Annotated in this window: 23 protein-coding genes; 19 read left to right on the plus strand and 4 right to left on the minus strand. The window is 33.3% G+C overall.

Annotated features, from left to right (window positions below; translation table 11 throughout):
• Nucleotides 1-181: 181 nt before the first annotated feature.
• Nucleotides 182-1,549 (plus strand): undecaprenyl-phosphate glucose phosphotransferase, encoded by a 1,368-nt coding sequence (locus tag QLS31_RS00885; protein WP_282741850.1) that lies wholly within the window; start codon nt 182-184, stop codon nt 1,547-1,549.
• Between the two features lies 1 nt (nt 1,550).
• On the plus strand, nt 1,551-2,324 hold the full coding sequence (locus QLS31_RS00890) for a glycosyltransferase family 2 protein (protein WP_282741852.1): 774 nt from the start codon (nt 1,551-1,553) through the stop codon (nt 2,322-2,324).
• Here QLS31_RS00890 and QLS31_RS00895 read toward each other — a convergent pair.
• On the minus strand, nt 2,308-3,630 hold the full coding sequence (locus QLS31_RS00895; protein ID WP_282741854.1) for a phenylacetate--CoA ligase family protein: 1,323 nt from the start codon (nt 3,628-3,630) through the stop codon (nt 2,308-2,310). The two genes, QLS31_RS00890 and QLS31_RS00895, sit on opposite strands and share 17 nt — an antisense overlap.
• A 132-nt stretch (nt 3,631-3,762) precedes the next feature.
• On the opposite strand from QLS31_RS00895, the gene purD reads away from it, so the two are divergent.
• Nucleotides 3,763-5,037 (plus strand): phosphoribosylamine--glycine ligase, encoded by a 1,275-nt coding sequence (purD, locus tag QLS31_RS00900; protein WP_282741856.1) that lies wholly within the window; start codon nt 3,763-3,765, stop codon nt 5,035-5,037.
• Nucleotides 5,038-5,068: 31 nt separating this feature from the next.
• Here purD and QLS31_RS00905 read toward each other — a convergent pair whose 3' ends face one another.
• A complete protein-coding gene (locus tag QLS31_RS00905) occupies nt 5,069-5,299 on the minus strand; it encodes a uracil phosphoribosyltransferase (protein WP_099713975.1) in 231 nt (76 codons plus the stop codon).
• Between the two features lie 143 nt (nt 5,300-5,442).
• Between QLS31_RS00905 and QLS31_RS00910 the strand changes: the two genes are divergently transcribed.
• Nucleotides 5,443-6,372: a DUF6427 family protein gene (locus tag QLS31_RS00910; protein WP_282741858.1), complete on the plus strand. Its 930-nt coding sequence runs from the start codon at nt 5,443-5,445 to the stop codon at nt 6,370-6,372.
• Here the strand turns inward: QLS31_RS00910 and upp are convergent.
• Complete coding sequence (upp, locus tag QLS31_RS00915) at nt 6,367-7,020, minus strand: uracil phosphoribosyltransferase (protein ID WP_282741860.1); 654 nt, start codon at nt 7,018-7,020, stop codon at nt 6,367-6,369. The genes QLS31_RS00910 and upp overlap by 6 nt on opposite strands.
• An 87-nt stretch (nt 7,021-7,107) precedes the next feature.
• On the opposite strand from upp, the gene QLS31_RS00920 reads away from it, so the two are divergent.
• Together QLS31_RS00920 and QLS31_RS00925 are read left to right on the plus strand one after the other, a co-directional pair.
• Nucleotides 7,108-7,713 (plus strand): DUF4254 domain-containing protein, encoded by a 606-nt coding sequence (locus QLS31_RS00920; protein ID WP_099713978.1) that lies wholly within the window; start codon nt 7,108-7,110, stop codon nt 7,711-7,713.
• Between the two features lie 48 nt (nt 7,714-7,761).
• Nucleotides 7,762-8,790, plus strand: a complete 1,029-nt coding sequence (locus QLS31_RS00925) for a glycosyltransferase family 9 protein (RefSeq protein ID WP_282741862.1) — start codon at nt 7,762-7,764, stop codon at nt 8,788-8,790.
• A 134-nt stretch (nt 8,791-8,924) separates the two neighbouring features.
• Here QLS31_RS00925 and QLS31_RS00930 read toward each other — a convergent pair whose 3' ends face one another.
• On the minus strand, nt 8,925-9,977 hold the full coding sequence (locus QLS31_RS00930; protein WP_099713982.1) for a ferredoxin--NADP reductase: 1,053 nt from the start codon (nt 9,975-9,977) through the stop codon (nt 8,925-8,927).
• 153 nt (nt 9,978-10,130) lie between these two features.
• On the opposite strand from QLS31_RS00930, the gene QLS31_RS00935 reads away from it, so the two are divergent.
• From QLS31_RS00935 to atpH, 13 genes are all read left to right on the plus strand, one after another.
• Nucleotides 10,131-10,472 (plus strand): helix-turn-helix transcriptional regulator, encoded by a 342-nt coding sequence (locus QLS31_RS00935; RefSeq protein WP_282711198.1) that lies wholly within the window; start codon nt 10,131-10,133, stop codon nt 10,470-10,472.
• A gap of 10 nt (nt 10,473-10,482) precedes the next feature.
• Nucleotides 10,483-11,163, plus strand: a complete 681-nt coding sequence (locus QLS31_RS00940; RefSeq protein ID WP_282711196.1) for a hypothetical protein — start codon at nt 10,483-10,485, stop codon at nt 11,161-11,163.
• 9 nt (nt 11,164-11,172) lie between these two features.
• Nucleotides 11,173-11,880 carry a hypothetical protein gene (locus QLS31_RS00945; RefSeq protein WP_282741865.1) on the plus strand — a complete coding sequence of 236 codons (708 nt, stop codon included), beginning with the start codon at nt 11,173-11,175 and terminating at the stop codon, nt 11,878-11,880.
• Nucleotides 11,881-11,927: 47 nt separating this feature from the next.
• On the plus strand, nt 11,928-13,397 hold the full coding sequence (locus QLS31_RS00950; RefSeq protein ID WP_282741866.1) for a DUF5687 family protein: 1,470 nt from the start codon (nt 11,928-11,930) through the stop codon (nt 13,395-13,397).
• A gap of 48 nt (nt 13,398-13,445) precedes the next feature.
• The gene (locus tag QLS31_RS00955; protein WP_282741868.1) at nt 13,446-14,141 is read left to right on the plus strand and encodes an ABC transporter ATP-binding protein; all 696 of its coding nucleotides are present in this window, start codon (nt 13,446-13,448) and stop codon (nt 14,139-14,141) included.
• A gap of 287 nt (nt 14,142-14,428) precedes the next feature.
• On the plus strand, nt 14,429-17,056 hold the full coding sequence (locus QLS31_RS00960; RefSeq protein WP_349238926.1) for a tetratricopeptide repeat protein: 2,628 nt from the start codon (nt 14,429-14,431) through the stop codon (nt 17,054-17,056).
• A gap of 2 nt (nt 17,057-17,058) precedes the next feature.
• Nucleotides 17,059-17,466: a polymer-forming cytoskeletal protein gene (locus QLS31_RS00965; protein WP_282741870.1), complete on the plus strand. Its 408-nt coding sequence runs from the start codon at nt 17,059-17,061 to the stop codon at nt 17,464-17,466.
• Nucleotides 17,435-17,659, plus strand: coding sequence for an AtpZ/AtpI family protein (locus QLS31_RS00970; RefSeq protein WP_282715415.1), 225 nt, complete (start codon nt 17,435-17,437; stop codon nt 17,657-17,659). Before QLS31_RS00965 ends, QLS31_RS00970 begins: the two co-directional genes overlap by 32 nt.
• A gap of 106 nt (nt 17,660-17,765) precedes the next feature.
• Entirely contained in the window at nt 17,766-18,158 is a 393-nt protein-coding gene (locus QLS31_RS00975; protein ID WP_099713988.1) for a hypothetical protein, read from the plus strand.
• A gap of 120 nt (nt 18,159-18,278) precedes the next feature.
• Entirely contained in the window at nt 18,279-19,412 is a 1,134-nt protein-coding gene (atpB, locus tag QLS31_RS00980) for a F0F1 ATP synthase subunit A (protein ID WP_282741873.1), read from the plus strand.
• A gap of 102 nt (nt 19,413-19,514) precedes the next feature.
• On the plus strand, nt 19,515-19,706 hold the full coding sequence (atpE, locus tag QLS31_RS00985) for an ATP synthase F0 subunit C (RefSeq protein ID WP_073353856.1): 192 nt from the start codon (nt 19,515-19,517) through the stop codon (nt 19,704-19,706).
• A 116-nt stretch (nt 19,707-19,822) separates the two neighbouring features.
• Nucleotides 19,823-20,323: a F0F1 ATP synthase subunit B gene (locus QLS31_RS00990; protein ID WP_099713990.1), complete on the plus strand. Its 501-nt coding sequence runs from the start codon at nt 19,823-19,825 to the stop codon at nt 20,321-20,323.
• Between the two features lie 5 nt (nt 20,324-20,328).
• Complete coding sequence (gene atpH, locus QLS31_RS00995) at nt 20,329-20,862, plus strand: ATP synthase F1 subunit delta (RefSeq protein ID WP_282741875.1); 534 nt, start codon at nt 20,329-20,331, stop codon at nt 20,860-20,862.
• The last annotated feature ends 37 nt before the right edge of the window (nt 20,863-20,899 follow it).

A 20,899-nucleotide genomic window follows, 5' to 3' on the forward strand; every position in this document is an offset into this window, starting at 1 on the left:
TTTTCTGTTCGTTGTATTTTACAATTTTTACCTGCTAACCAAAAGTAAAAACGATGATATGTTGGCAAGTGAAAGTAAAATTATCAGAAATAACAGGTATTACCTGCAACTATTTCAATTCAATAGTAACAGGAATTTTTTTAAAACCGATAAAAAACCAAACAGGTTACATTCGTTAATTATGACTGCATCTCAAACAGGAAGATATTCAAAATACATTAGACCCATTAGTATTTCAATAGATCTAATCGTTATTTTGATTCTTGGTTTTTTCTTTTTCAAAGACCTTAATTTTAAGATTGAGCACTTTCTTGTTTATCAGATAGTTGGATGGAGTATAGTTGCTTTTTTTATAAGATTCTACGGAATATATCGCTTTACAACTCCGCTTGAAATAATATCAAAATTAGTTAAACAAGGAGTTCTGTTTCTTTTAATAACCATTGCTTTTTTTCCGTTTTCAAAACAAGTTGTTTTTAACGGAGTGGTGATTGCCATGTTTATCTCCTCAGTGATGTTACTAATTACTATTTCAAAATTTTTATTGTTTTACTATTTAAAAGAATATAGGATAATAACTGGAAGTAATTATAGAAACGCTGTCATAATTGGATATACTCCTGAGGCCATAGAATTAAAAAATCTTTTTGAAGCTAGAAAAGATTATGGCTATCGTTTTTTAGGTTATTTTTCAGATAAGAAATCAAATCAAAATATTAAAGGGGAATTGTCAGATTTGAAACCTTTTGTAATTGAAAATTGTGTAGATGAAATTTATTGCTCACTAAACGAAATTTCCAATGAGCATTTGAAAGATTTAATTGATTTTGCCGATGAAAACAATAAAACGATAAAATTCATACCGGATACAAAAGAGATTTTTTCAAAAAATTTGAAAATTGATTACTACGAGTTTTTCCCAGTACTCTCTTTAAAAAAAACCATGCTAAATGAGCCTGCTACAATGGTATTTAAAAGGGTCTTTGACATTGTTTTTTCCAGTATAATTGTTGTTGTTCTCTTATCGTGGTTAATTCCATTATTGGCGATTCTAATAAAGTTAGAATCCAGAGGACCAGTTTTTTTCAAACAAGGAAGACCCGGAATTGATGAAAATGAATTTTTCTGTTATAAATTTCGTTCTATGAAAATCAACAAAACAACAGAAAAAGAAGCCTCAAAAAATGATCCTCGTGTTACCAAAATAGGAAAGTTTATGAGAAAAACAAGTTTAGACGAAATGCCTCAATTTCTAAATGTTTTACTGGGTGATATGTCAGTTGTGGGCCCGCGGCCACATCTTTGGGCTCAAAATAAAGCCTATGGGAATAAAGTTAAAAAGTATATGGTACGCCATTATGTTAAACCAGGAATTACAGGATTAGCGCAGGTGAGCGGTTTTCGTGGTGAAATTGAGACAGAAGCCGATATGATTAACAGAATAAAATTTGATGTTTTTTATATTGAAAATTGGTCTTTAATTTTAGATTTAAAAATAATTTTCCAAACGGTTATCAATATTTTTAAAGGAGAAGAAAAAGCCTATTAGAATGGAAAAACCTCTTGTATCCATAATAACGCCATCCTTTAATTGTGAAAAATTTATTGCAAAAACAATCTTGTCCGTACAGAATCAAACCTACAAAAACTGGGAAATGATTATCGTAGACGATTGCTCTTCCGATGAAACGGTTTCAATAATAAAAGAAATTTCCAGTCAAGATAATAGAATTCAACTTTTTCTACTCGATGTAAACTCGGGAACCGGAATTGCCAGAAATACTGCTTTGGAGAAAGCAACTGGGAAATATATAGCCTTTTTAGACGCAGATGATTTGTGGAAGCCGCCTAAGTTAGAACTACAAATTGATTTTCTCAAAAAAAATAATCTACCATTTACTTTTTCCTTTTACGAATGCATTAATGAAGCGGGAGAATCACTCAATAGAAGAATAGAATCACCAAGGAATCTTTCTTATCGTCAGTTGTTTTTTTGCAATTATGTTGGAAATTTAACTGGAATCTACGAGGTAAACTACTTTGGGAAAATCCCTATTTCTTCTATTCGTAAACGTCAGGATTGGGTGCATTGGCTTACAATTCTCAAAAAAATAAAAACCGCGCAACCCGTCCCGGAAAGTTTAGCTTTTTATAGAATCAGAGAAAACTCAATTTCAGCATCCAAATATGAGTTGCTAAAACACAATTTTGCCGTTTACAGAACGTTTCACCGCTTTAATTTAGTTGTTTCGATACTTTGTATGACAGGATTTTTATTCACTCAATTAATCATAAAACCACGTTACGTTAAATCATTGATTTAAACTGCTTCAATTTGCCTCTGTTACTTCTTTCTAAAGATTTTTTCCGGGTAAAGCTAAAGATTAAATGAGGTTCTAAATATAAAGCTATCGCCTCTTCAATTTTTTTAATTTGTGCCAAATTTAATTCGATATCGCTCACATATTCAATTTCAAAAGTATCTATTTTGGTTTGTTGTATCACAAATTCTTTTACGTTTCCGTCGTCTTCGATGATGCTTTTTGTCACATAATAAAAGGTGAGTCCAGGTGATTTTTTCCCGCTAGGTAAAATGGCAACATCATTGTTTCGGCCTATTAATTTTCTGAGAATCGGTTTTTGTAATGTGCTTTTTTCATCTAGAATTCCAATATCGCCAATGTCATAGCGTATAAATGGATGCGCTTTATTGAACAAAGAAGTTATGACGATACGCCCAGAAGTACCATTTGGAACCGCTTTATTATTATCATCCAAAATCTCTACAAACAACGTTTCTGAATTGACTTGCCATTCGTCTTTAGTCCCGACACTTCGGGATTCAAAAGCAATCAAATCCAGTTCCGAAGCACCATATTCATTGACAATAGGAATGCCAAATTGTTTTTCTAAAAGGATTTTGTCTTCCTCAAAAAGCATTTCAGAAGTGACCATGCATACTTTCAAAGTGGGACAAATTGTTGTTAATACGATATTTTTCTTTTGTAAAAATTTAGCAAACAAAACAATCGAACTTGTATAACCATTGATGTAATCGAATTTTTTATTCTGAAATTTTTTCAGAATCTTTTCTAAAACTTCATCCGATAAATCGAAAATAGAGAACCGAAACCGATGGCTCAAAAAATCCTTGAAACGTTCCTTTTGGTTGCCTATGAAATCCATTGGAATTCCATAAAAACGCGCTTGATAGGAAGTATTAAAATCAATTCCATACCAACCAAATCGGTATATGTTTGAAGCCCAAGTCAACGCATGACAGTACTTGTCTTTGGCAAAAATAAAAGGAGTTCCGCTGGAACCAGATGTTTTATTGATGTAACTGTTTTTAGGAAAATAACCTTTTGAAAGCCTATCCAATAATGGTTTTTGTAAGTTTTGTTTATTTAAAACAGGTAAATCTTCCCAGTTTGTAAAAGTTGTCGTTCCTGCTAAATCTTTGTAAAAAGCATTATTTTGCAAATGAAAATGGACAATTTCCAATTTTTTATTTTCGACGAAAACGGCGTGTTCTTTTTCAGAAAAGGCTACAATTTTCCGCAATTCGGCTTTAGCTTCCTTCATTTGGAAGCCATTTATCTGCAATGATAAGTCGAATAGTCGAAACATTTTAAAGGTATATTTCACCAAAAATAATATTTACCAACAACTAATGACGGAGAACCAACAACTTTTTGAAAATTAATTATTTTTTAAGTTCAAAAGCAATTATTTTTGCACCACAACTAAACACAACTACACATGACAATTTTACTATTGGGTTCGGGCGGAAGAGAGCATGCTTTTGCATGGAAAATGATTCAAAGTCCGCTTTGTGACACACTTTTTGTAGCGCCAGGAAACGCTGGAACGGCTTCAATAGCTACTAATGTTGCTATTAGCCCAACTGATTTTGAAGCTATAAAAACGTTTGTTATTCAGGAAAAAGTAGCAATGGTTGTGGTAGGACCAGAAGATCCTTTGGTAAAAGGGATTTATGATTTCTTTCTAAACGATGCTGCATTAAGTCATATTCCGGTTATCGGTCCTTCAAAAATTGGTGCGCAACTGGAGGGAAGTAAAGAATTTGCCAAAGAATTTCTAATCAAACATAAAATACCAACTGCCGCTTACGATAGTTTTACTGCAGAAACGGTAGAAAAAGGCTGTAAATTTCTGGAAACATTACAACCTCCGTATGTTTTGAAAGCAGATGGTTTAGCCGCAGGAAAAGGAGTTTTGATTATTCAGGATTTGGCAGAAGCCAAAGAAGAATTAAGAAACATGTTGGTGCATCAAAAATTTGGTGATGCTAGTTCAAAAGTCGTTATCGAAGAATTTCTTGACGGAATAGAATTGAGTTGTTTTGTTCTTACCGATGGAAAAAACTACAAAATATTGCCAACTGCTAAAGATTACAAACGCATTGGCGAAGGCGACACAGGATTAAATACAGGCGGAATGGGAGCTGTTTCTCCGGTTCCTTATGTTGATGCTGTTTTGATGGAAAAAATAGAAACACGCATCGTAAAACCAACTATTGATGGTTTCCAGAAAGACGGAATTCCGTACAAAGGATTTGTTTTCATCGGATTGATTAATGTGAAAAACGAGCCAATCGTAATTGAATACAATGTGAGAATGGGCGATCCGGAAACCGAAGTGGTTATCCCGAGATTGAAAACAGATTTAGTGGAGTTATTTTTGGCTGTAGCCAATGAAAAACTTGACGAAATCAATCTGGAAATTGACGAAAGAAGCGCCACTACAATTATGGTTGTTTCTGGCGGATATCCTGAAGATTTTGAAAAAGGAAAAGTAATTTCAGGATTGGAAAACATTGAAGATTCGATTGTTTTTCACGCAGGAACCAAACTCGATAACGGAAATGTAGTCTCAAACGGAGGAAGGGTTTTAACCGTAACTTCGTATGGAAATAATTTCGAAGAGGCCATAAAAAAATCTTACCAAAACATAGATAAACTAAATTTTGATAAGATGTATTTTAGAAAAGATATTGGAAACGACTTAAAATAGTTTCCAATTATCGTTCACTTTTTTTTAATTCTTATTTTAAGAAAGAGTGAGCGGTAGTATCTTGCTTCTCTGTTCCGGCGTCTTCAAAAATTTTCAATTGTTTGATCCAATATACCATTGCCGAAGCACAAATAATCATGAAAATCCAATTGATTGTATTAGCAGCAAACCATGATGATAGCTCTAATGAGCGTAAAAAGTCTAGAGGAGCAAATAAAATATTTACAAATAAGTATTGTATTCCTTCGAAAAATGCTTTCATAATGTATAAAATTAATTTTATTAATTGTTTTTGAGGAACTCTGGGAATTAAAAGTTCTTATTTAGAAGAATCTTTTTGAACTTGCAGGGTTTACTTTTTAAACAAGTATTATATTTACGAACACAAAAGTATAAAATATCCTTATGATAACAAGTGTTTTTAGAAAATCTACACCATTAAATTTTTCATTGGTCGTAATTTTAATGCTGGTTTTCTTTTCTATATACCAATTTCAAGATTTATCCTGGATGAATTCCTTTGTATTAATTTCAAAAAAGGGAATGTTATTTTGTGTTTTATTGGCATCTGTTTTTATCACGAATTTTGTTGTTAAGAAAAACGGATTGAGTAAAGACAGTAGCTACACAGTTTTTTTTTACTTTTTGTTTCTACTTTTTTTTCCTTCAGTATTAGATAATTTAAACCTGATATTGTCTAATTTCTTCATTCTTTTGGCGCTTCGCCGATTGATTTCATTGCAATCTCTGAAAGCCTCCAAAGAAAAAATATTTGATGCTTCTTCATGGGTTTTTTTAGCGGCACTATTTCATTTTTGGAGTATAATTTTCATATTGTTGGTTTTTATATCCATAATTTTCCATGTTTCTAGAGATTATAGAAACTGGATATTGCCTTTTATCGCTTTTTTTATTGTTGGAATTCTGTTCATGATTTATGCAACAGTTTTCGATTTGGATGTTCTTGAATACATCATTAAAAGTGTACAAATCAATTTTGAAATCGACTATTTTACAAATAATTATCAAAACGGAGCTTTGTCAATTTATGCCACTGTAGCTTTGTTTTTCTTGGTTTCTATGTTTGCCACATTATCAAACAGGCCACAATTGTTGCATACTTCTTTCAAAAAAATCATCGCCTCTTTCTTCATCGGAGTTGTGATTTTTCTCATTTCGGCTAATAAAAGTAATGATTTGTTACTGTTTACATTTGCGCCTTTGGCCATGATGGCAACCAGTCATATTGAAATTCCTCAAGAAAAATTAAATCAGGAATTAGTGATGTATGTGCTGACTGCCTGCAGTTTTTTTGCTTTTTTCTCCCAATTATAATTTTTCACCGTACGCTAAATCTCCAGCATCTCCCAATCCTGGTACAATATAATTGTGCTCATTGAGTTTTTCGTCTAAAGAAGCAACCCAAAGATGACAATTTTCCGGTAAATGTTTTTCAAGATAAGCAATACCTTCCGGAGCGGCAATCACAACAGCAATGTGAATTTCTTTTGGCGTCCCTCTTTCCATTAATTTATTGAAAACGGCAACAATAGATTGACCGGTTGCAAGCATGGGATCTACTAATATTAGGTTTTTTTCATTTATAGCAGCAATAGCTTGGTATTGCACTAAAATATCAAAATAATCGTCATTGTTTGGATGGTGTCTAAAGGCGGATACGAAACCATTTTCGGCATTATCAAAATAATTCAAAAACCCTAAATGTAAGGGTAAACCAGCGCGTAAAATGGAACATAAAACCAATTGATCCTTAATCTCAGTTGTTGTTTTTATACCTAATGGGGTTTGGATTTCGACACTTTTGTAGTGTAATTTTTTACTTAATTCATACGCCATTATTTCGCCAATTCGTTCAATATTTCTTCGGAAACGCATGCTGTCATTGTGAACATTTACATTTCGTATTTGTCCTAAAAAATGATTTAGGATGCTATTGTCTTCTGATAAATAATGGATTTGCATGTTTTTATTTTTGCTATTAAACTTATAAATATTTTTATAATCTATAAAAGTATAAAAAAGTATCTTTGTCCTTTAAAATATAAAGATATGTTTTCAAAATTAGCTTATTCAGTATTCGAACAAAGTATTAAAGATTATCATCAGTTTGATAATGTAGACCAACCGATTAATAACCCTTTTCCAAAAGATAAATTTGAGCATTTGTTGTATCACAAAAACTGGATTGATACCGTTCAATGGCATTTTGAGGATATTATTCGTGATCCAAACATTGATCCTGTTGCTGCTTTGACTTTGAAAAGAAGAATCGATGCTTCTAATCAAGAACGCACAGATATGGTGGAATATATTGACAGTTATTTTCTTCAAAAATACAGTCATGTAAAAGTAAAAGAGAATGCAAAAATCAACTCAGAAAGTCCGGCTTGGGCTTTTGACAGATTGTCTATTTTGGCATTGAAAATTTATCACATGCAAGAAGAAGCTACTCGTGCCGAAGCTTCACAAGATCATAGAGATAAATGTCAAGCAAAGTTGAATATTTTATTGGAACAAAGAACAGATTTGTCTTTGGCTATCGATGATTTATTGACAGACATTGAAAATGGAGATAAATTCATGAAAGTGTACAAACAAATGAAAATGTACAACGATGATGATTTGAATCCTGTTTTGTACCAAAACAAGAAGTAATTTTTGGCATACCCAGTATTGTCAACTACTATCAAACATATAGCCGTCATGAGACTTTCCGCAATGGGAGATGTCGCCATGACGGTTCCTGTTTTACGCACTTTTGTAAACCAGCATCCGGAAATTAAAATCACGATGATTTCCAGACCTTTTTTCAAACCTTTTTTTGAAGGGATTCCTAATATTACTTTTTTTGCTTTCGATGAAAAAGAACGTCACAAAGGATTTATGGGGTTGTTGCGTTTGTTCCAAGATTTAAAAGGTTTAAATATTGACGCTTTTGCCGATTTACACAACGTGTTGCGCTCTAAAATCATCCGAAACCTTTTTGCTTTAAGCGGAAAAAAAACAGCTTCGGTTGATAAGGGAAGAGCAGAAAAAAAAGCATTGACGCAACCCGAAAATAAAGTTTTTAAGCAACTGCCAACAATGTTTGAAAGACACGTAAAAGTTTTTGAACAACTCGGTTTTACGGTTGATTTATCATCCCGAAGTGTCGGGACAGTTTTTCCTAAAAAAGCAGTTTTGAGTCCGGAAATTCTAGCGGTAATTGGAGAAAAAAGTAAAAAACTGATAGGTATCGCTCCTTTTGCGCAATACGATTGTAAAGTATATCCGTTGGATTTGATGCAGGAAGTTATTAATCAATTATCGAAAAATTTAGACTATAAAATTTTACTTTTTGGTGGTGGAAAAAAGGAAATCGAAATCCTGGATTCGTTTTCTGCTAATAAAGAAAACGTCATCAATATGGCGGGCAAAATTAAATTCCAACAGGAATTGCAACTCATCAGTAATCTGGATGTGATGCTTTCCATGGATTCCGGGAATGCGCATATAGCAGCTATGTTGGGCGTTAAAGTCATTTCACTTTGGGGCGCGACGCATCCGTATGCGGGATTTTCTCCCTTTAATCAGCCTTTAGAAAATGCGTTGGTTTCGGATAGGAATCAGTTTCCAAAACTACCCACTTCGGTGTATGGAAATAAAAAAGTGGAAGGATATGATGAGGCGATGCGAACTATTTTGCCAGAAACAATAGTTTTAAGAATAAAAAAAGTTCTTTTGAACCATTAAGGAATTTAGAAAAATTAAGTCTTAAATTATATATCACAAGATGTTTTTACAACATTTAGTTAAAAAAAAGAGTTTGCACATTGCAAACTCTTTTTTTTTTAATTGAACACCGCTACCAAAAATGAAACAGTTTCCTAAACGTCATCATAATCTACATAAATAGTTTCTGATGTTGGATGCGCTTGACAGGTAAGAATCAAACCATCTGCTATTTCTTTATCGGTAAGAATAGAGTTTTTAGTCATTTCGGCAGTTCCTGAGGTAACGCGAGCCAGACAGCTGCTACAGATTCCGCCTTGGCAAGAATACGGAGCATCAATGCCTTGTTTTAAAGCAGCATCAAGAACAGTTTGTTTTTGTGACATTTCGAAAGTCGTTTCCTCATCATCTACCATTATAGTGATTTTAGAATGTCCTTCTAATGATTTTTCTATTTTGTTTTCTTTGGTAGAAGAAGAAAATAATTCAAATTTTATGGCTGATTCTTTAATATTATGCTCTTTCAAAACGCCAGAAACAGTATTGATCATTTCTTCCGGTCCACATAAATAGAACTTATCAAATTCTAATTCTTTGTGTTTGTTATTCAAAACAAAATTCACAGTCGATTTTTCAATTCGCCCAAACAAAGCATTTTCTGCTTTGGCTTGACTGAAAACATAATGTACAAAAAGGCGACCCACATATTGCAATTGCAAATCGTGTAATTCTTGATGAAAGATGGTTTCTTCGGGAGATTTGTTACCGTAAACCAATACAAAAGAACTTTTAGGTTCATTTTTTAATATTGATTTCAAGATGGAAAGTACTGGTGTGATTCCGCTTCCGGCTACAAAAGCGACGTAGTTTTTTTGTCGGCCAACTTGTGGTTCGAAAGTAAATTTTCCTTCCGGTTTTCCTACTTCAAGAACATCTCCAGCTTTGAGTTTTGTGTTAGCAAACTGAGAGAAAGCACCGTTTTTCACAGCTTTCACAGCAATACGCAATTCTCCGCTGTCAGGCGCCGAGCAAATAGAATACGCGCGGCGAATTTCCTCGCCGTCCAAGGTTAATCTTAAATTGATATATTGACCTGCAACAAAAGTATAATTCGCTTTTAATTCCTCAGGTACGTTAAAAAGTATGGAAACAGCGTCTTTGGTTTCGCGTTTTACTTCTTTTATTATTAGTTTTAAAAAAGATGGCATGTGATTATTTTTTTACAAAGATAGGAAACACATTAGGTTTCTAAAAATCAAAAGTATTGAAAATTTGTATACCTAAAATTGCTATGTATAAGATTCTTATGTATATTTGATTTTTAAAGTAAGAAATACCACAAAACTTGCACCGATTGAATCATGAAAAACTCACAACTATACAAAGGAAGCCTGAATACGATTATCATGAAATTGCTGGAAGAAAACGGCAAGATGTACGGGTATGAAATCACGCAGAAAGTAAAGGTGATTACCCAAGGCGAACTCAACATTACCGAAGGCGCTTTATATCCGGCTTTGCATAAACTGGAAGCCGAAGGTTTGCTGGATGTCGAAATTGAAAAAGTGGATAATAGGATGCGTAAATATTACAAACTCACGGAAAGCGGGCAGAAAGAAACCGTAAACCGACTCTCAGAACTAGAAGATTTTATTCGAAACATGCAGAGTTTAGTGAGCCCAAGTCCAAAATTAGAATTTTAATTTTTTGAAGATGAAATTAACCATAGAACAAATAGCTCAAATTGAAGAAACCTTAATTTTAAATGGTCTTGTTTATCAAGATGTCAAATTAGAATTATTAGACCACATTGCTTCAGAAATTGAGGAGAAAATGAGTAATGAAGAAATTTCATTTGAACTTGTTTACAAATCAGTTTTTGAAAAATGGAAAAGTTCATTAGTAATTTCTTCAAGTAGTGCTTGGTTAGGAGTGTTTTTTCAAGCACCAAGAGTTGTAGTGGATAAACTCATTTCGTATTCTAAAAGACAGACTGTAATTATATTATTGTCAGCTCTTGTTTTTGGTTTTGTTTTAGCTCTTATTGTTTCAAATATTCAGTTGGAACAGACGTTTAATATTCTTAGTTTAGGAATGAGAGGAGCATGTTTACTATTGGTTTTAGCCACATCTATAAGTATGTTTTTAATATGGAATTCCAAAATAAAAACAACTTACGGGCGGTTGTTTCTTTACAGAGGTTGGTTACTATTTTTATTTATTTTTCAGTTTAACATGATTAGTAATCCATTAAAAAATTTTGATATCAATAATTCCTTTTGGCATAATTGTATCAATTGCTTTTTATTAGGTTTTCCCTTTACTTATTCTATTTTTCAATTAACGATGGCTTTTGAACACCATAAAATAGTAAAAAAGTTAAAATTTGTATAATCTTTTCTTATGAAACTAACCCCTCAACAAATAGACCAACTCTACCTTTTTACCCGGCAGCATTATGTAGAATATTACGATTTGCAAACGGAATTAGTTGATCATTTGGCTAACGCCATAGAGACCGAATGGAAACAAAATCCCAAGCTTACTTTTGACGAAGTTCTACATAAAGAATTCAGGAAGTTTGGCGTTTTTGGATTTATGGATGTGGTAGAAAGTCGGCAAACTGCTCTAGGGAAAAAATACAATCGGTTAGTGTTTCAACATTTTAAAACGTTTTTTAAAGTGCCGAAAATTTTATTAACGATAGTAATGACCCTTTTACTTTTTAATATTCTGAAAACAAGCATTTACAACGATTATATTTTAATAGGTATTTGTATTATTTATTTTGGATTTATTTTTCATGAATTTTACAAGAATAAGAAAATCAAAAAGATAAAAAAAGAGACCAATAAAAAGAAATGGTTGTTTGAAGAAATTATCAACCATTATGGCGTTTCCTCAGGAGCTTTTACGGTTCCGTTTTATTTTTTTATTCAAATAAGCAGTCGTGCAGAAAGATATTTATTAAATGATTATTGGATTTTCTCCGTAAGTTTTATGATAGTGCTTTTTGGAATTTTAAATTATATTTTATTCAGAGTCATCCCTTCCAAGGCTGAAGCCTATTTAAAACAAACCTACCCAGAATATAAATTAGAAAATTTGTAACGTTTTCTTATTTTGACTACATACTATAAAACCAAAATAACCAAACTATGATTCAAAAATTTCTTTATCTCGAATGGAAAGCATTTTTTAGATCGGCTTCCTTCGCAACTAATTTGGCTTTAAAAATCCTGATGGGTTTCGTGGCCGCTTATTTCATTTTAATTTTCTTAGCATTAGGAGTCGGGGCATTTTATATTCTGAAGAAAATGAATTTAGACCCAATTGTAACGGTAAACAAATTCATGATTTATTATGTATTGATGGATTTAATCATCCGATTGCTGTTGCAAAAAATCCCCGTGATGAACATTCGTCCGATGTTGATTTTCCCAATAAAAAAATCCACAATTGTTCATTTCTCTTTAGGAAAAACCGTTTTGTCCTTCTTCAATTTGGTGCATGGTTTTTTCTTGATTCCGTTTAGTGTTGTTTTGATTATTGAAGGTTATGATGTAGTGTCAGTGGTGCTTTGGTATGCCGCGCTGTCTTCTTTAATATTTATCAATAATTTTCTAAACATTCTACTGAGTAATAAAGACAATTTATTTGCTATTTTCTTAGCAATAGCAGCCGTTTTAGGAGGATTACACTATTACGGATTCTTTAATGTTACGGATTATACCGCGCCATTTTTTGATGCTATTTTCAATACGTATTGGGCTTTTGCCATTCCGGTTTTGGCTTTAATCGCTATATATTATATCACATTCCAGTATTTCAAAAAGAATTTATACCTGGATGCGGGATTGTCAAACAAACACGATGTTGCCAAAACGGAGGAGTTGACTTGGTTGAACCAATTTGGAACCATTGGAACTTTCTTGAAAAATGACATTAAATTAATCAAAAGAAACAAGCGTTCAAAAACCACTGTAGGTCTGAGCATAATGTTCCTTTTTTATGGTTTTCTTTTCTTTACCAATGCAATTGAAGTGTACAATAATCCTGTAATGCACATTTTTGCAGGGATTTTCGTTTCGGGAGGATTCTTAATCACTTTCGGACAATTTGTACCGAGCTGGGACAGCGCCTATTATCCGTTAATGATGACGCAAAATATTCCTTACAAAGGCTATTTGAGCTCTAAATGGTGGTTGATGGTAATCGCTACAATAGTGACCACAACAATAGCTTCTTTCTATCTCTATTTTGGATGGCAGGTGTATTTAACCATTGTTGTAGGTGCGATTTATAATATTGGAGTCAATTCCCATTTGGTCTTGTTGGGTGGCGCGTATACCAAAACGCCAATCGATTTGAGTTCCGGTAAAGGCGCTTTTGGAGATAAAAAAGCATTCAACGTAAAAACCATGCTAATTTCACTGCCGCAATTAGGATTGCCCGTTTTAATGTATTGGTTAGGTGCTAAATTAGGCAATCCCAATGTTGGATTAGCATTAGTAGCGTCGATGGGAGTGATCGGATTTGCATTAAAAAACAAAGTTTTCTCCTTGATTGAGAAAATTTACAAATCAGAGAAATACGCGACCATTGCTGCATACAAACAAAAAGGATAATCAAGCGATTAACGAAATCAACAAATAACCGAATAAACTTTTTCAAAAATGATACAAGTAAACAACCTTTCGAAAACATACAACGGAACAACCGTATTAAAAATAGATACTTTAGAAATAAAAAAAGGCGAAAGCTTTGGATTAGTGGGGAATAACGGAGCCGGAAAAACCACTTTTTTCAGCCTTTTATTGGATTTAATCCAGCCTTCAACAGGGAATATTGTCAACACCGAGGTACAAGTAAACACCAGCGAAAACTGGAAACCATTCACGGCTTCCTTTCTGGACGAAAGCTTCTTGATTGGCTACTTAACGCCCGAAGAATATTTTTATTTCATAGGCGATTTACGCGGACAAAATAAAGCCGATGTCGATGCTTTATTGGCCACACACGAAGAATTTTTCAACGGCGAAATCCTTAAAAACAAAAAATATTTACGCGATTTATCCAAAGGAAATCAGAAAAAAGTGGGCATCATCGCCACATTAATCGGGAATCCGGAAGTTATTATTCTGGACGAACCGTTTGCTAATTTAGATCCAACGACACAATTTCGATTAAAGAAAATCATCAAGGATTTAGCTGATAATCCGGATGTTACCGTGCTGGTTTCCAGCCACGATTTGTTGCACACCGTTGAGGTGAGTGACAGGATTGTCGCTTTGCATAAAGGCGAAGTGGTCAAAGATATTCAAACTTCTGAGGAAACATTAAAGGAACTAGAAGCGTTTTTTGCGGTTTAAACAGAATATAACTCAACCGCTAATTCGCGGTTTATTTTTAGTCTTTCAAATGCCAATAAGAGTTTAATTTGGGCGTGACCCGGAAAAAAAATCCGGGTCGGGCTTTCACTCTCAATCTTTTTATTCTTGAAAAAAAAGAATAAAAAAGGATTTCCGTTACATCCCTCACGCGCACAACAGACTCAAATAAACCCTGATAATTTTCACGATATCAAAAAGAAACGTATTTTTACCAGTCGGTATACTAAAAAGCATATTTAAAAGTTAATTGATAAAAACGTTTTCCATTGAAAGTCAATAGATTTAAACAGTTATTTTTCTTCTTATTCTTCGGTTTTTTAGTAGCTTGTTCTACTAAGAGAGATACTTTTATGGCCAGAAATTCCCACGCCTTAAGTACAAAATATAATATTTTATACAACGGTCAAGTAGGTTTGGACAAAGGAGTCAAGGAAATAAAATCCAACAGCGATGACGATTTCTGGAAACGTCTGCCAATAGAAAAAATGCAAATTGTAGAAGACTTCACTTCCACAACAAAACCTAAAAACACAAATTTTGAATTGGCTGAAGCCAAAGCGACCAAAGCCATCCAGAAACATTCCATGAACATTGGCGGAAGAGAGAAAAACACTCAAATTGACGAAGCGTATCTTATGCTTGGCAAATCCCGTTATTACGACCAACGATTCGTTCCCGCACTTGATGCATTCAATTATATTTTGTACAAATATCCCAACAGCAGCAAGATTTATGAGGCTAAAATTTGGCGTGAAAAAACAAATATGCGTTTAGGAAATGACGCTTTGGTAATAAAAAACATAAGTAAATTATTAGAAGATCACGAAGTAAAAAAACAAGTTTTTGCGGATGCAAATGCGCTTTTATCAGAGTCTTTTTTGAACTTAGAAGAAAAAGACAGCGCAGTTGCTAAACTAAAACTAGCCATAGAGTTTACCAAAGTAAATCAGGAAAGAGCACGATATCGTTTTGTTTTGGGACAATTGTATCAGCAATTAGGATACAAGGACAGTGCTGTAGCTTCGTATCAATCAGTGATTGACATGAACCGAAAAGCAGACAGGAAATTTGTCATTCAGGCGCATGCTAAAAAAGCAGAATTGTTTGATTATCAAAACGGGGATTTCAATTCCTTTACAAAAACATTTGATAAGCTGGCAAAAGACAGAGAAAATAGACCGTATAAAGATTTAATTTTTCATCATATGGCGGTGTTTTATGATCAAAAAAACGACCAGAAGAAAGCATTAGATTTTTACAACTTATCCTTAAGAACAGATTCAAAAGATTCCTATTTAGTAGCTTCAAATTACCGAAATTTAGGAAATATGTATTTTAGAAATGCAGAATATCCTGCCGCTGCAAAATATTATGACAGTACATTGGTAAAACTCAATGACAAAACCAGAGAGCATAATAAAATTAAAAAAATTAGAACTAATCTGGATGAAGTGATTTTGTATGAGGCTCTTGCCAAAAGAAATGACAGTATTTTAAATGTTGTTTCATTAAATGAGAGCGGTAAAATAGCTTATTTTGAAAAGTACATCGTTAAATTAAAAGAAGAGGATGAAGTCAAAAGAGTTTTAGAAGAAAAACGAAAAGAAAAACAAGAAAACATAGAAAGAAATAGTACAACCAGTTCTATTGATCCGGCTTCTAGTCAGGAACCGGGAAAACCGGGCAAAAAATCGGCGTTGATGCCGCCGGCTATTCCAAATGTCTCCACACAACAAGCAGGTAATATTTTCTATTTTTATAATCCTACAACCGTAGCTTTTGGAAAAATAGAATTCAAAAAAACGTGGGGCGACAGAACTCCGAATGGTAATTGGAGAGTCTCATCCAGCGCTGTAAATTCAACTTCGGCTGATCCGTTGAATGATGATAAAGAAACTGTTGAAGAGGTTTCAACAGCAGAGAAAATCGTGGAGCAATACACCACAGATTTTTATTTGAAACAACTTCCCATAGCACAAACGGAGATAGACAGCATAGGTAAAGAACGTAATTTTGCGTATTACCAATTAGGAATTATTTATAAAGAAAAATTCAAAGAAAATAATTTGGCCATCGCTAAACTGGAACAATTATTAAACAATAATCCAGAGGAAAAACTGGTGCTGCCATCGATGTATAATTTGTATAAACTATATCAAATTACGGATGCAAGTAAAGCGGAAGCGATGAGAAAAAGAATATCGGCTCAATATCCGGATTCTCGTTATGCACAAATTATGAACAACACAAGCTCCAGTGTGGCTTCAGTAAATGAGACACCGGAAAGTGCCTATACTAAATGGTATAAATTATACCAACAAGAACAATTTGTTTCGGTTTTAGAGAACTCAGACGCTTTGATTAATCAGTTTTCGGGAGATGAAATTGTATCAAAATTTGAACTGCTTAAAGCAAATGCCATTGGAAAACTAAAAGGAGTAACAGCTTACAAAAATGCATTGCAGGTAGTAGCGGATAATTATCCAAATAGCGAAGAAGGCAAAAATGCACAAGAAATCCTGACGAGTCAGATTCCGTTTTTAGAGAAAATGGAGTTGAGTACAACAAACTCAAATAATTGGAAAATTTTATATCGAGTAGGTTCACGAGAGGATAAAAATACAAAAGCAATAGAGGAAAAAATCAAAATGTTAGTTGCTGCAGAAAGCCCTCAGAAACTATATTATTCCTATGATATTTATACTGAAAAAGAAAATTTCATCACCATTCACGGAATAAAATCAGAACTTTATGCTAAAGACATTGTATTTGTATTGAAGGATAATGTAAAATATAAATTGGTCGATCCTGCTATTGTGGTTTCGGGTGAGAACTACAAAGTGATTCAAATCAAGAAAAATATGGACACTTATTTAGCACCAAAAAACCCATAAATATGTTTGATAAAAAGCAAAAATCATACACTGATCTTTTGGGTAAAACCAATAGAATTGTTGAAGGTACTACTATAAAAGGTGATATTATTTCGCATGCTGATTTTAGATTAGACGGAAACTTGATAGGTAATTTCCAGTCTGGCGGGAAAATTGTTATTGGTCCGGCCGGAAGCGTTACCGGAGATATTGTATGTAAAAATGCAGATATTGAAGGGGAATTTGATGGAAAAATTCAAGTAACCGAAGTGCTGAATGTAAAATCAAAAGCCAGCATTCATGGAGAAGTTACCACTGGAAAATTATCGGTGGAGCCGGGAGCTGATTTTAGCGCTTCTTGTACAATGAAGACTAATGTAAAAAATCTAATCCAGAACGATGGACAACAATCCCAAAAAAAGAGCGAATAAATGGCTTGCGCTGATTAACATTCCGATTCAAATGGGGGCCATCATCTTTTTGTTTTCCTATCTGGGAGACTGGTTAGACGAGAGTCATCCGCATCCAAAAGTATATTACAGTAAAATTTTAGTAATGGTAGGCGTTGCACTGGCTTTGTATAATGTGATACGACAGGTAAACGAAATCAATAAAATGCAGTAATTTTTCAAGAGGAAAAAGGAATACAAACGAGTTGTAAACGTCCGGATGGGCGAATAAATTAAAATAACTTTGCGCCTTAGTGCCGTTGCGGCAAAAAATAAATACAATGAATTTAAAAAATTACAAACCGCTTCTGTCTTTATTGGCACTTGCGGGATTGGCTTATGTGGTTCATCGAGTTGCTTTTTATCTATTAGATATAAATGATGCGACTTTTTATTATTCGATAGAAACCCTTTATATGGTATTTCTGGTTTTGTCTATTATGGTATTTGTAGTTTTGTTAAAAGTCAAAGAGCGCAGTTTTGATAATGTGGGTATGTCATTTCTTTTGAGTACCAGTATTAAAATGATTGTTTGTTATCTGATTTTAAAGCCTATATTGCAGGTTACAGCTCAAAACAATGCAATAGAGAAAAAGAATTTTTTTATGATGTTTATTCTCTTTTTAGCAATTGAAACCATATTAACAATACGTATATTAAACGAAAAGCAATAAATATGTTATTCAAGGAACAGATCCATCAAAAATAATTTTTTATATTCTTTTGAATATTAATAAAAGATGTACATTTGCACCAAATTTCAGAAACGTAATAAATTAAGATAATTAACTGTTATGGTGATTTCAAACAAACCACTTAGATTTATATTAGCGACTTTAGTAGCGTGTCTTCCTTTAATTAGTTTTGCAAATCCTGAACAGGATACTGTAAGAGTAAAAACAGAAGTTGCCCATGAGGCAGCCGAAGGAGCTCATGCTGAACCAACAGATGTAAAATCTAAAATTAAGGCATTTATTAATCATCACCTTTTGGATGCGCATGATTTTACCTTTTCAGCAAATGAAGAAACAGGCGCGCATTATGGTTTTTCATTGCCAATTATTCTTTGGGACAATGGTTTGCAAGTATTTTCTTCTTCAAAATTTCACCATGGTGAAGAAGTTGCTGAACACAATGGAAACTTCTACGTATTACACCACGAAAAAATATACAAAACGGATGCTTCTGGAACTTTAACAGAAGAGCACGGTCACCCAACAAATGCAACTCCACTAGATTTATCTATTACAAAAAGTGTAATCGGTATTTTAGGAATAGCAATCTTAATGTTTGTATTGTTTACAAGTTTAGCAAAATCATACTCTAAAAATGGAGGTATTGCTTCAGGAGCTGGTCGTTTCTTTGAGCCGCTTGTTCTTTATGTAAGAGACGAAATTGCCATTCCAAACATTGGAGAAAAAGGATATAAAAAATACATGAGTTATTTATTGACTATATTTTTCTTTATTTTCTTTTTAAATATATTAGGATTAACTCCGCTAGGATTTAACGTAACTGGAAATATTGCTATTACAGCATCACTAGCTTTGTTGACGTATTTAATCACAACTTTTACTGCTAATAAAAATTACTGGGGACATATTTTCTGGATGCCAGGTGTGCCAACTCCAATGAAATTTATTTTGGCTCCAATTGAATTATTGGGAACAATCATCAAACCATTTTCATTAATGATACGTTTGTACGCTAACATTTTAGCAGGACACGTTGTATTGATGAGTATTATAGGTTTAATGTTTATCTTTAAAAGCTGGATTGGAAGTACTTTGTCATTTGGATTGGCATTCGCACTTTCTATCCTTGAAATATTAGTTGCGTTTTTACAAGCGTATATTTTCACCATGTTATCTGCACTTTATTTTGGAGCAGGAAACGAAGAGCATCATCACGACGAAGCTCATCATTAATAGGTTAACCGTTTAGTCGTTAATTTGTTTAACCGTTTCAACGAATAAACAAATCATCGATTAAACCATAAAAAAGAATGTTTAATTTTTAATATATATATTATGGAAATTCCAACTATTGTAGGAGCAGGATTGATTGTTATCGGAGCAGGTTTAGGTATTGGTAGAATTGGTGGTTCAGCAATGGACGCTATCGCTCGCCAGCCAGAAGCTTCTGGAAAAATCCAAACAGCTATGCTTATCGCAGCTGCACTTATTGAAGGTATTGGTTTCGCTGCGTTATTCGCATCGTAATTAAAACTTAAAAAACAATAGTTACAACGGTTGGTTGTAACTATTGTTTTTAAAATTAAAACATTACAAATTGCGATTAAAAGCAATTCATACTTTAAAATTTATAATTAGATATAATGGATAAGTTAATAAATGATTTTTCGTTTGGTTTGTTTATTTGGCAAATAGCAATATTTGTTGGATTAATACTCTTGTTAAAAAAATTCGCTTGGAAACCAATTCTTGATGCAGTTAATGATAGAGAAGAAGGAATTAAAAATGCATTACTTTCTGCTGAAAATGCTAGAAAAGAAATGCAAAATCTTCAAGCTGACAACCAACGTATTTTACAAGAAGCAAGATTAGAGCGTGACAACATGCTTAAAGATGCTCGTGAAATGAAAGAGAAAATGGTTGCTGATGCTAAAAATGAAGCGCAAGCTCAAGGATTGAAAATGATTGAGCAAGCGAAAGCAGCAATTGAAAGCGAAAAAAATGCAGCTATGGCAGAATTGAAATTACAAGTTTCAACTTTATCATTGAGTATCGCAGAAAAAATATTGAAAGACGAATTATCTAACAAAGAAGCTCAAACTAAATTAGTTGAGAAAATGTTAGGTGACGTAAAGTTAAACTAACAATTATGGCAAGTACAAGAGCAGCAATTCGTTATGCAAAAGCAATTCTAGACTTAGCAAACTCAAAAGGTGTTGCCGAAGTTGTAAATAACGACATGAAATTGATTGCTTCAATAATTAGCAGTAATTTGGAATTGAGTACTTTTATTCAAAATCCAACTACTAAAGTTGAGGTAAAAGAGAAAGCACTGTTAGAAGTTTTTGCAGGTATCAATGGCGTAACTCAAGGGTTGTTTCATTTGTTATTTGAAAACAAAAGATTCGAAATTCTAGAAGCAATCGCAATAGAGTACAGTAAATTATCTGATATTATGAATGGCGTTGAAGTAGCTCAGGTTACTACAGCTATTGCTATGGATGCAGCATTAGAAGCACAAGTTTTGGCTAAAATTGCAACCCTTTCGGATAAAAAAATCACAATAGAAAATATAGTAGATGCTTCAATCATTGGAGGATTTATTCTAAGAATAGGCGACAAGCAATACAACGCTTCGGTAGCCAACAGATTACAAGTATTAAAAAGAGAGTTAAGTAATTAGTTTTATTGCACATTTAAGTGTCTAAATTATAAATTAA

The organism is Flavobacterium sp. XS2P24, from assembly GCF_030010285.1.
GTDB classification, from domain to species: Bacteria; Bacteroidota; Bacteroidia; order Flavobacteriales; family Flavobacteriaceae; genus Flavobacterium; species Flavobacterium algoritolerans.

Bases quoted from the DNA above. Each gene is read 5' to 3' on its own strand.
- QLS31_RS00910 (WP_282741858.1), top strand. From the start codon at position 5,443: ATGATAACAAGTGTTTTTAGAAAATCTACACCATTAAATTTTTCATTG.
- QLS31_RS00905 (WP_099713975.1), bottom strand. From the start codon at position 5,299: ATGAAAGCATTTTTCGAAGGAATACAATACTTATTTGTAAATATTTTA.
- QLS31_RS00975 (WP_099713988.1), top strand. From the start codon at position 17,766: ATGAATTTAAAAAATTACAAACCGCTTCTGTCTTTATTGGCACTTGCG.
- QLS31_RS00955 (WP_282741868.1), top strand. From the start codon at position 13,446: ATGATACAAGTAAACAACCTTTCGAAAACATACAACGGAACAACCGTA.
- purD (WP_282741856.1), top strand. From the start codon at position 3,763: ATGACAATTTTACTATTGGGTTCGGGCGGAAGAGAGCATGCTTTTGCA.
- atpH (WP_282741875.1), top strand. From the start codon at position 20,329: ATGGCAAGTACAAGAGCAGCAATTCGTTATGCAAAAGCAATTCTAGAC.
- QLS31_RS00990 (WP_099713990.1), top strand. From the start codon at position 19,823: ATGGATAAGTTAATAAATGATTTTTCGTTTGGTTTGTTTATTTGGCAA.
- QLS31_RS00920 (WP_099713978.1), top strand. From the start codon at position 7,108: ATGTTTTCAAAATTAGCTTATTCAGTATTCGAACAAAGTATTAAAGAT.
- atpB (WP_282741873.1), top strand. From the start codon at position 18,279: ATGGTGATTTCAAACAAACCACTTAGATTTATATTAGCGACTTTAGTA.
- QLS31_RS00935 (WP_282711198.1), top strand. From the start codon at position 10,131: ATGAAAAACTCACAACTATACAAAGGAAGCCTGAATACGATTATCATG.
- QLS31_RS00890 (WP_282741852.1), top strand. From the start codon at position 1,551: ATGGAAAAACCTCTTGTATCCATAATAACGCCATCCTTTAATTGTGAA.
- upp (WP_282741860.1), bottom strand. From the start codon at position 7,020: ATGCAAATCCATTATTTATCAGAAGACAATAGCATCCTAAATCATTTT.
- QLS31_RS00945 (WP_282741865.1), top strand. From the start codon at position 11,173: ATGAAACTAACCCCTCAACAAATAGACCAACTCTACCTTTTTACCCGG.
- QLS31_RS00930 (WP_099713982.1), bottom strand. From the start codon at position 9,977: ATGCCATCTTTTTTAAAACTAATAATAAAAGAAGTAAAACGCGAAACC.
- QLS31_RS00895 (WP_282741854.1), bottom strand. From the start codon at position 3,630: ATGTTTCGACTATTCGACTTATCATTGCAGATAAATGGCTTCCAAATG.
- QLS31_RS00965 (WP_282741870.1), top strand. From the start codon at position 17,059: ATGTTTGATAAAAAGCAAAAATCATACACTGATCTTTTGGGTAAAACC.
- QLS31_RS00885 (WP_282741850.1), top strand. From the start codon at position 182: ATGACTGCATCTCAAACAGGAAGATATTCAAAATACATTAGACCCATT.
- QLS31_RS00925 (WP_282741862.1), top strand. From the start codon at position 7,762: ATGAGACTTTCCGCAATGGGAGATGTCGCCATGACGGTTCCTGTTTTA.
- atpE (WP_073353856.1), top strand. From the start codon at position 19,515: ATGGAAATTCCAACTATTGTAGGAGCAGGATTGATTGTTATCGGAGCA.
- QLS31_RS00950 (WP_282741866.1), top strand. From the start codon at position 11,928: ATGATTCAAAAATTTCTTTATCTCGAATGGAAAGCATTTTTTAGATCG.
- QLS31_RS00940 (WP_282711196.1), top strand. From the start codon at position 10,483: ATGAAATTAACCATAGAACAAATAGCTCAAATTGAAGAAACCTTAATT.
- QLS31_RS00970 (WP_282715415.1), top strand. From the start codon at position 17,435: ATGGACAACAATCCCAAAAAAAGAGCGAATAAATGGCTTGCGCTGATT.